8 protein-coding genes are annotated in these 6,159 nt (G+C 75.5%); 5 read left to right on the forward strand and 3 right to left on the reverse strand.

Features of this window, described 5'->3' with window-relative positions; translation table 11 throughout:
- Positions 1-299, reverse strand: a 299-nt coding sequence (locus tag BMW62_RS21850) for a transposase (RefSeq protein ID WP_244524219.1), incomplete at its 3' end; no start/stop codon positions are given.
- Between the two features lie 256 nt (positions 300-555).
- Between BMW62_RS21850 and BMW62_RS21855 the strand changes: the two genes are divergently transcribed.
- Positions 556-1,083 (forward strand): HNH endonuclease, encoded by a 528-nt coding sequence (locus tag BMW62_RS21855; protein ID WP_091935780.1) that lies wholly within the window; start codon positions 556-558, stop codon positions 1,081-1,083.
- A gap of 62 nt (positions 1,084-1,145) precedes the next feature.
- Positions 1,146-2,006 carry an SCO6745 family protein gene (locus BMW62_RS21860; protein WP_091935782.1) on the forward strand — a complete coding sequence of 287 codons (861 nt, stop codon included), beginning with the start codon at positions 1,146-1,148 and terminating at the stop codon, positions 2,004-2,006.
- On the opposite strand, the gene kynU is transcribed toward BMW62_RS21860, so the two are convergent.
- Positions 2,007-3,272, reverse strand: a complete 1,266-nt coding sequence (kynU, locus tag BMW62_RS21865) for a kynureninase (RefSeq protein WP_091935785.1) — start codon at positions 3,270-3,272, stop codon at positions 2,007-2,009. It lies immediately after the preceding gene.
- 59 nt (positions 3,273-3,331) lie between these two features.
- On the opposite strand from kynU, the gene BMW62_RS21870 reads away from it, so the two are divergent.
- Genes BMW62_RS21870 through BMW62_RS21880 form a run of 3 tightly spaced genes read left to right on the forward strand, consistent with a single transcriptional unit; the run spans position 3,332 to position 5,725 of the window.
- Positions 3,332-4,765 (forward strand): amidase, encoded by a 1,434-nt coding sequence (locus tag BMW62_RS21870; RefSeq protein WP_091935788.1) that lies wholly within the window; start codon positions 3,332-3,334, stop codon positions 4,763-4,765.
- A gap of 30 nt (positions 4,766-4,795) precedes the next feature.
- Entirely contained in the window at positions 4,796-5,206 is a 411-nt protein-coding gene (locus BMW62_RS21875) for an aa3-type cytochrome oxidase subunit CtaJ (RefSeq protein WP_091935790.1), read from the forward strand.
- Between the two features lie 54 nt (positions 5,207-5,260).
- Positions 5,261-5,725 (forward strand): DUF5130 family protein, encoded by a 465-nt coding sequence (locus BMW62_RS21880; protein WP_091935793.1) that lies wholly within the window; start codon positions 5,261-5,263, stop codon positions 5,723-5,725.
- Between the two features lie 152 nt (positions 5,726-5,877).
- Here BMW62_RS21880 and BMW62_RS21885 read toward each other — a convergent pair.
- Positions 5,878-6,159: transposase (locus BMW62_RS21885; RefSeq protein ID WP_139206363.1), on the reverse strand; the 282-nt coding region annotated here is incomplete at its 5' end.

Below are 6,159 nucleotides of genomic sequence, written 5' to 3' on the forward strand. Positions count from 1 at the left end.
TCCACCGACACATTCCAGTCGATCAGCCCGGCAGCGTCGGCATCGGCCAACAGGGCCGCATGCACCCGGTCCCAGGTGCCGTCAGCGGCGAAGCGGCGATGCCGCTTCCACACCGTCTGCCATGGCCCGAACTCCGCCGGCAGATCCCGCCACGGTGTCCCTGTCCGGTACCGCCAGATGATCCCCTCCACCGTGCGCCGGTGATCGGCGAACGGCCGGCCGCCCTTTCCCGACGCCGCCGGCATCAACGGCTCCACCAGGGCCCAGGCCCCATCCGACAGCGACACCATCCGAGACACCCCGTCAGCCTGCCGCTCCCGAGCGTCGACGGTTAGGAGACACGCCCTAGTCGCCGCGACCGACACAGCCGGGGGACGGCGGGGATTTCCAGTGCGCCACGCGGCGGTTCTCGGGTCAGAATGGGGCTGCCCGCGGGTCGTGCAGCACCCGGCGGTCCGGGGCCTCCGGAGGTGATCCGTGCCGCGTTCCGCGCCCGGGTCGACGCCGGCGGGTCACCCAGGCTCGCGGCGCGACCCCGTCCCGCCGCTCGTCCCCGTGCCCTCGCCCACGACCACGGGCGCCACCCTGCTGCTCAACGCCACGTACGAGCCGCTGTGCGTGGTGTCCAGCCGGCGGGCGATCGTGCTGGTGCTCGCCGAGAAGGCGGAGTCGGTCGACGTCACCGCCGACGTCGTCCACGCCGAGACGCTGAGCCTCCCCGTCCCCGTCGTCGTGCGGCTCACCCGCTACGTCCGCGTGCCCTACCCGGCGTCGGTGCCGCTGTCCCGCCGGGCGGTGTTCACCCGCGACGGGCAGACCTGCGTGTACTGCGGCGGATCGGCCACGAGCATCGACCACGTGGTGCCGCGCAGCCGCGGCGGCACGCACACGTGGGACAACGTGGTGGCCGCCTGCCGCCGGTGCAACCACACGAAGGCCGACCGCTCGCTGGCCGAGCTCGGCTGGAAGCTGCCGCGCCCACCGAGCACGCCCAGCGGTGCGGCCTGGCGGCTGCTCGGGCACCGCACCGTCGACCCCCGCTGGCGTGAGTGGCTGGGAGTGCCGGAGAGCGTGAGCGCCTGAAGGACCCCCGTGCCCCCCACCACTCGCACGCTCGCGGCGGGCCCCTGCACGGGGGCCGCCCGATGAACTCTGCCATGGCGCGCCGGCTGTGGGCGCTCGCCGAGCCGTTCCACGCGCTCACCTACTTCGCCGACGAGGCCCGCTCCGCCTTCGCGGAGGCGGGGTTGACGGGATTCTGGTCCGGCTACTTCGCGGGCCGCGCCGCCCCGCTGGGCGCCGTCGGCCCGGAGGTGGTGACGGCGGTGTTCGTCAACTTCGCACCGGAGTTCGTGGCCCGCCGCGTCCCGGCGGTGTGGGCCCAGGCCACCCCGGCGGCGGCGCTCGCGGCCCGCCTGGCCGGGGTCGACGCCGCCGTCCGCCGGGTGCTGGGGGAGAGCTGGAGCGGATCGGACGAGTCGGTCGAGGCGGTGCACCTGGCCGCCACCGCGGCGGCCGCCGTCGACCTGCCGGGGCGCCCGCTGGCCGCCGCCAACTCGGCGATCGAGGTGCCCGGCGAGCCGCACCTGGTGCTCTGGCAGGCGCTCACCACGCTGCGCGAGCACCGCGGCGACGGGCACACCGCTGCGCTCGTGCAGCGGGAGATCGACGGGGTGCAGGCCCACGTGCTGGCCGCCGCGGCCGGGCGCTCCGACCGCGCGTGGCTGCAGAAGGCGCGCGGCTGGGACGACGCGGCGTGGGAGGGGGCGGCCGCCGCGCTGGCCGACCGCGGCTGGCTGGCCGGTGCGGAGCTCACCGCGGAGGGGCGGGCGGTGGCCGCCGCCGTGGAAGCCGACACCGACCGGCTGGCGGCCGGCCCGTGGCGCGCGCTCGGCGACCGCGGCTGCGACCGGCTGGCCGAGCTGCTGACCCCGGTCCGCGCGGCGGTGGTCACGGCGGGGCTCTGGCCGGCCGGCAACCCCATCGGCGTCCCCGAGCCCCTCTAGCTAGGTCACACGGGCGCGCTCGGCGGGGAACGACTCGAAGGAACGGTCCTCGAGGACGTCGCGGAAGCGCGCCATCGCGTCCCACACGTCGACGAAGCGGGTGTAGAGCGGTGCCGGCCCCAGCCGCACCCGGTCGGGCGTGCGGAAGTCCGGCACCACGCCGCGGTCGACCAGCGCCTGGGTGAGCCGCCAGGCCTGCGGGTGGGCGAAGGTGACGTGCGCGCCGCGGCGGGCGGCCTGCCGCGGCGAGGCGAGCACCACCCCGTGCGAGGCCAGCCAGGCGTCGCCCAGCGCCACGACGAGGTCGGTCATCGTCCGGGCCTTGGCGGCCAGGCGGTCGATCCCCGCCTCGGCGACCAGTGCCGCGCCCACCTCGACCGCGGCCATGCCCAGCACCGGCGGCGTCCCGGTGCCGAAGCGCTCGATGCCGTCGGCAGGCACGTACTCCGGCCCCATCGCGAACTGGTCCCGCTGGCCGAACCAGCCCTGGATGGGGGAGCGCAGCTCCGCCTGCAGGTCGCGGCGCGCGTAGAGGAAGGCCGGTGCCCCGGGGCCGCCGTTGAGGTACTTGTAGGTGCACCCGACGGCCAGGTCGGCCCTCGAGGCATCCAGGTCGGTCGGGACGGCGCCGACGGCGTGCGAGAGGTCCCAGAGCACCAGGGCGCCGACGTCGTGCACCGCCCGGGTCACGGCCGCGACGTCGGCCAGCGCGCCGGAGCGGTAGGCCACGAGCGACAGGACGACGACGGCGACCCGCTCGTCGAGGGCAGCCGCGAGCACCGCCGGGCCGAGCCCCTCGTCGAGGTCGGCCTCGATCTCGCGGACCGTCATGCCGCGGGCCTCCGCGACACCCGCGACGACGTACCGGTCGGTGGGGAACTCGTCGGCGGTGCAGACCAGCACGTCGCGGCCGGGCCGGGCGGCGGCGCCGGCGACCAGCAGCCGGTAGAGGTTCACCGTGGTCGAGTCGCCGACCAGCACCTGGCCGGGGCCCGCCCCGAGGACGCCCGCGCCGAGTTCGTCGCCGAGCCGTGTCGCGGCCCCGATCCACTGCGACCACGACCTGACCAGCCCGCGGGCCCACTCCTGCTCCACCACGCGGGCCACCGCCGCCGGCGTCGCCAGCGGCATCCGGCCCAGGGAGTTGCCGTCGAGGTAGAGCAGCCGGTCGGGGTCGTCGTCGTCGGTGCCGGCGAACCGGCCGCGGAAGGAGGCCAGCGGATCGGCGGCGTCGAGCTGCTCGGCGTGCGCCCGGGTCGGTTCCACCGCCCCACTCTGCACGGCGGCCGTCCGACCGGCCGGGTGCCGGGGCTAGCGTCGCCCCCGTGACCGCGCTGCACGACCTGACCGCTCTCGAGCAGGCCACCGCCGTCCGGGCGAAAGAGGTGAGCCCGACCGAGCTGGTGGAGCACGCGCTCGCCCGCATCGACGCGCACGATGCCGGCCTCGGCGCCTTCCTCACCGTCACCTCCGAGCGGGCGCTGGCCCAGGCGGCCCGGGCCGAGGCACGGGTGCGCGCGGGAGGGGAGCTGCCGCCGCTGCTCGGCGTCCCCACCGCGATCAAGGACCTGAACAACACCGCCGGTGTGCGGACGACGTTCGGCTCGGCCACCCTCGCCGACTTCGTGCCCGCCGTCGACGACGCGGTGGTCACCCGGCTCGCCGCCGCCGGGACGATCAGCGTGGGCAAGACCAACACCCCGGAATTCGGTTTCCCCTGCTACACCGACAACGACCTCGCCGGCCCGGCCCGCTGCCCGTGGGACACCTCCCTGCTCGCCGGCGGCTCCAGCGGGGGCGCGGCCGTCGCCGTCGCCGCGGGGTTCGTGCCGTTCGCGCAGGGCAGCGACGGCGGGGGCTCGATCCGCATCCCGGCGAGCATCAACGGGCTGTTCGGCATCAAGCCGACCCGCGGCCGGATCAGCAACGCCCCCTACGGCAGCGAGGTGACCGGCCTGGGCACCAGCGGCCCGCTGGCCCGCACCGTGCGCGACGCGGCGGCGATGCTCGACGCGATGGCCGGTGCGGAGATCGGCGACCCGTTCTGGGCACCGCCGCTGCCGCCGGGAGAGACCTTCCTCGGCTGGGCCGACCGGGAGCCGGGCCGGCTGCGCATCGGGCGTTACACCGAGTCGGCAGTGCCCGGGGTGGAGCTGGAGCCGGAGGTGGCCGAGGCGTTCGAGGACGCCGGGCGGCTGCTCGAGTGCCTGGGTCACGTCGTCGAGGACGTGCCGACCGGGTTGCTCGACCCCGCGGTGCTGCCCTCCTTCGAGCGGGTCTGGGCGCTGGGTGCCACCACGCTCCCGGTCCCGCCAGGGCAGGACGAGCTGCTGAAGCCGCTGACCCGCTGGATGCAGCAGCGGGGCCTCGCCCTGTCGGCGCGGGACGCGATGCAGGCGATGTTCGCGCTGCGCGTCTTCTCCCGGCAGTTCCTCCGGGCGACCGCCGGATATGACGCGCTGCTCGCGCCGGTGCTCACCATGACACCCCGGCCGATCGGGTGGTTCGGCGAGGACGGCGAGGGCGGGGCGGACTTCGAGCGGCAGAAGCGCTACGCCGCGTTCACCGCGCTGTTCAACGTCACCGGGCAGCCCGCGGTCAGCGTCCCGCTGCACTGGACCGCGCGCGATCTGCCGATCGGCACCATGCTCGTGGGCCGCCCCGCCGACGAGGCCACGCTCGTCTCGCTCTCGGCCCAACTGGAGGCCGCGCGGCCGTGGGCGCACCGGCGCCCCGCCGTCTGGACCGAGAGCCGATGAGTACGGACGTGTCCCGGTAAGTTGTCGGGCGTGACCGTCGCCGAGACCCTCCTCGTCTACGCCGCCATCCCGCTCGCCATCGTGCTGGTGCTGGCGCTGCTGACCCTGAAGCCCGGCGCCGGCCGGCGTCCCCGGTACAAGCCCGGCCAGCCGTGGGACCACGCCCCGGTCTGGTACGAGCCGCACCCGGCGCACGTCGGTGGCCACGGCCCGGCTCCCAGCCACGGTCCGGCCGCGGTCCAGGGCAGCGACACCGCCGCCCTGGGCTCGTCGGTCTACCCGGAGCAGCAGGGGGAGCGGGCGTTGGAGTCCGAGGGCGGGGTCGGCCCGGCGCTCGGCTCCGGTGGCTCGCACACCGGTGGCTCGCACACCGGCGGTGCGACCGCCGCGCGTCTCCCGCAGGCGGCGGGCCCGCTCGGCGGCGCCCGCGGGACCTGGTGACCGAGCCCCGGTGACCGCTCCCCACGTTCCGACGACCATCCCCGGAGGCCGGCGATGACCCGCGCGCCCGAGATCGACACCCCCCGCACCGGCACCGACGTCGGCGGCACGCTCCACCCGCGCACGGCGGAGGCCAGGATCGACGAGATCTTCAGCTTCCGGGAGCTGGCCCGTCTCGACGAGGCGCTGACCATGTCCTCGCGCGAGACGGGGCTGCGCTTCACCCTCTACGTGGGCGAGCTGGCCACGCCGACCCGCGCCACCGCCGAGCAGTTGCACGCGCGCTCGGGCGAGCACCCGACCGACGCCGTGCTGATCGCGGTGTCGCCCGGCCAGCGCGTGGTGGAGGTCGTCACCGGCGCCGGGGCGGCGCGCCGCCTGCCCGACCGCGCCTGCGCCCTGGCGGTGCTCTCCATGACCAGCGCGTTCGCCAACGGTGACCTGATCGGTGGCATCGTCAACGGCCTGCGGCAGCTGTCCGACCAGGCCGGGCACCCCGCGGGGCTCCGCACCCACTGATCGACGACGGAGGCGCCGCACCCCGGCCGGGGCGCGGCGCCTCCGCGGTTCCCCGGGCTCCGTGTTGATCAGGTGACCTGGTCGTTCCGGGTCCTGGCTCACCACCGGTGCTGAGCCAGGACCACAGATGACGAGGATGCTCCTATGGATCGTCAAGCGGCCGAGGCGATGTTTTCGGGCGACTGGGTGGGGCGTAGGACGTAGTAGAGCTCGCGGGCGATCATGCGCTTGAGGCAGCGGATGATGTCCTTCTTCGACAGTCCCTCTTGAGTGCGGCGTTCGACGTAGGCACGGATGCGTGGGTCCCAGCGCATCCGGCAGAGCGCGACGCGGTAGAGGGCGGCGTTGGCTTGGCGATCGCCGCCGCGGTTGAGCCGGTGGCGGTGGGTTCTGCCCGAGGACGCCGGGATGGGGGCGGCGCCGCAGAGCATGGC

It is taken from the genome of Blastococcus sp. DSM 46786 (assembly GCF_900109665.1).
GTDB classification, from domain to species: domain Bacteria; phylum Actinomycetota; class Actinomycetes; order Mycobacteriales; family Geodermatophilaceae; genus Blastococcus; species Blastococcus carthaginiensis.